Origin of the sequence: Staphylococcus intermedius NCTC 11048, from assembly GCF_002902385.1 — a bacterium.
Taxonomy (GTDB): Bacteria; Bacillota; Bacilli; order Staphylococcales; family Staphylococcaceae; genus Staphylococcus; species Staphylococcus intermedius.
Genome location: NZ_PPQH01000084.1, coordinates 1 through 3,174, shown reverse-complemented (window position 1 = coordinate 3,174; position 3,174 = coordinate 1). Strand labels below are relative to the sequence as shown.

General features: G+C 30.9%; 2 protein-coding genes and 2 pseudogenes. All 4 read left to right on the top strand.

Translation table 11 applies throughout. The annotated features are described in order from the left end of the window. Positions 1 to 91 precede the first annotated feature (91 nt). Positions 92 to 523 (top strand): annotated as a pseudogene (locus CD138_RS12430) (protein rep); the annotation flags it as partial. A 607-nt stretch (positions 524 to 1,130) separates the two neighbouring features. After that, positions 1,131 to 1,292: a hypothetical protein gene (locus tag CD138_RS14345; RefSeq protein ID WP_019167674.1), complete on the top strand. Its 162-nt coding sequence runs from the start codon at positions 1,131 to 1,133 to the stop codon at positions 1,290 to 1,292. A 424-nt stretch (positions 1,293 to 1,716) separates the two neighbouring features. Then, positions 1,717 to 2,292, top strand: coding sequence for a hypothetical protein (locus CD138_RS12425; protein WP_019167672.1), 576 nt, complete (start codon positions 1,717 to 1,719; stop codon positions 2,290 to 2,292). Between the two features lie 283 nt (positions 2,293 to 2,575). Beyond that, positions 2,576 to 3,079, top strand: a pseudogene (locus CD138_RS12420) (protein rep); the annotation flags it as partial. Positions 3,080 to 3,174 lie beyond the last annotated feature (95 nt).

Sequence of the window (3,174 nt, the reverse complement as noted above, 5' to 3'; positions counted from 1 at the left end):
AATGCTGCAATAACAATAGATTATTTCTGGAGATGTGGTTATTTTCTCATTTCTCTGTATTTATATTATATGATTTTTAACTTTGCAACAGAACCAAAATTATTATATTAGTCAAAAAGAATGGTTGAATTTATGGCGAGATGTTACGGGAATGCCAGAAATTACACAAGTTCATGTGGAGAAAGTTAAGGCTAATAATGACAAAGAGCTTTATGAAATGGCTAAATATTCGGGTAAAGATAGTGATTATTTAAGTAATCAAAAAGTATTTGATGCGTATTATCGTTCTTTAAAAGGTAAGCAGGTATTAGTGTATTCGGGATTATTTAAAGAGGCGAGAAAGTTATTAAAAAATGGTGATTTAGATTATTTAAAAGAGATTGATCCGACTGAATATATCTATCAAATTTTTTATATTTGGAAACAAAAAGAATATTTAGCGAGTGAACTGCATGATTTAACAGAACAAGAAAAAAGAGAATTAAATCATCAAATGATTGATGAAATTGAAGAAGAAACATAAAGTGTTGGTCTTAGACTGACACTTTTTTATTGTTAAAAATAAGGTCGCTTGTCCCTGTAGGAACTATAAAAAAATGTATGCAAATTAATTTGCATGTAGATGGGCAGTGTCTAAAAAATAGCTGCTGGTTTTGCTTAAATTTTGTTTGTGAAATGAGGATATATTTATTCGGCTTATATTTGCGTTTTAAGAGCTTATATACGTTTTAGGTATAAAACTATATGGATTATCCCTAAACCTTCAAAATACCCCCTTAAAATGCAAAATAAAGATATTGGATTATCCCTAAACCTTCAAAATACCCCCTTAAAATGCAAAATAAAGATATTGGATTATCACACGCAAATTTTGGTTTTAGCACGACACCTTTTCAGGTGTGTAAGTGCGCCCTTGGACAATGAAAAATAAAAAATCTTAATTAAACAGAGTTTAACTAAGATAGTCACGAATTTTAATGCGTTTAAAAATCCGTATTATTTCAGATGTTTGGAATTAAGGTGTTGATTAAGCCATGAACGAAGTTAAAGTATAATTAATCTTATATTCACGAGTTGTTTATAACTTAATTCATAGTATAATTTTTATTGAAAAAGGAGTGATTTAAGGCGTGAAAAAGAATCAGTGGATAATAAGTTTAGTAGTTGGAATTTTGATGTTTTTAGTTGTTTTTTATATTGGACAGACAACATTTTTATCTGCTTTATTTTGTGGATTAATAGGTTTTGTTTGTAATGTTTTAGTTGGTTGGAATGCTAATCGTAATAATTAGACAACGCATTTATGCCGAGAAAATTTATTGATCAATGAGAAGAACCCTTAACTAAACTTGCAGACGAATGTCGGCATAGCGTGAGCTATTAAGCCGACCATTCGACAAGTTTTGGGTTTGTTAAGGGTTCAGAGGCTCGTTGTCAATAAAGCAATTGGAATAAAGCATCATTGTGATTTGTTATTTTTTGGAATGATAAAGAACAGTAAGATAATAATAATAATAGCTGTTATTGAGTATGTGATATTTGCCTCACTAGGAATATTGATTAAGTTTAATACTATACTGCAAGTTATAAGTAGTAAAATTATTATTCCTGCTAAGATAGAAGGCTTTTTCATTATGATACCTCCGTAAAAGATATTTTATTATGTTATGCTTAAAACGTAACATTTAAATTTATTATTTGAAAGGGGATTTTCTTTTGAAAAGAGCTATTGTAACATTATCAAGCGTTGCTTTACTATTTGGTTTTGGTAGCACTTCATATGTAGAAGCGAATGAGGTTAATAATGTTAAAGAAGCGATTCAAAGTTCACAAGAGGATGGTTCTGATATTCCTGATGGTATAAGTTTAGAAAATGTTAACCAAGAAGAATTGACGCAGTTTCTAACTACGGTAGAAAACATTCCCGATTCAGTTTTAGCAAAAGGGGATAAGGCTACAAACGAGTATATACAGAAAGAAAATTCTAATTTAATGACTTCTGAGCGTGGAGCTGTAGGATGTGCGTCAGCTATAGGTTTAGCAATTGCTAGCAATGTGTTTTCTGCTGCTAAAATTGCTAAAGTAAAAGAGGTTATTAAAGCTGCTGGTGGCGCTAAAACATTTGCTACAAAGTTAGTTCCGGCATATAAAAAAGCTCGTGAGACTATGTCTAAGAAAGACGCAGCAGTTTCTGCTGTGAAAACAGCGGGAAGTGCTGCAGGACCTCAAGCATTATCTGCTGCAATTGGTTTCTTTAGTGTTGGTCAAGTTTATAGTGCATGTTTTGAATAGATTAAATGGGTGTGCCAGATTTGGTACGCCCGTTTCGGTTTTAGAAACGAGTTGAAAACGAGTTTCTTCTTGTCTTGATAATAAGGGTAACTATTACAGAGTGGAATAGTTACCCTTAAAGTGTTGGTATGTAAGGCTTTAAACGCAAAAAAAGTTGCTTTTTCTTACCTAGTGATGTAATGTTTTAGGTGTCTAATCAAAAACTTTACAAGAAAGGAGAAAAAGCAACTTTTTTATATACATAGTTTGAGAGAAACTAAGTTGTTTTTTTAAGTTATATAACATGGATAAGTATACTGAGAAAAAACGAAGAAATCAAGTATTTCAGAAATTTATAGAACGACATGTGGGGGAAAATCAAATGACATTGGTACGGGAATGTAATACCTTTTTGTCTTTTGTGACAGATAAGTCGTTAGAAAAACAAAAATTATATAAAGCGAATTCGTGTAAAAATCGATTTTGTCCGGTTTGTGCTTGGCGTAAAGCGAGAAAAGATGCGTTAGGTTTATCTTTGATGATGCAGTATGTACAGAAATCACATAAAAAAGATTTTATATTTTTAACATTAACGACACCTAATGTATCTAAAAATGAGTTAGAAACTGAGATTAAGCATTATAATCAATCTTTTAGACGTTTGAGTAACCGAACTAAATTTAAAAAAGTTGTTAAGGGTTATGTAAGGAAATTAGAAATTACATACAACAAAGAACGGGACGATTATAACCCCCATTTTCACGTTTTAATTGCAGTTAACAAATCTTATTTCACAGATAAAAATTATGGTTCTGTTGCAAAGTTAAATTAGTATACAAATCTATACAAAATCAATAAACAAAATGCTGCAATAACAATAGATTATTTCTGGAGATGTGGTTA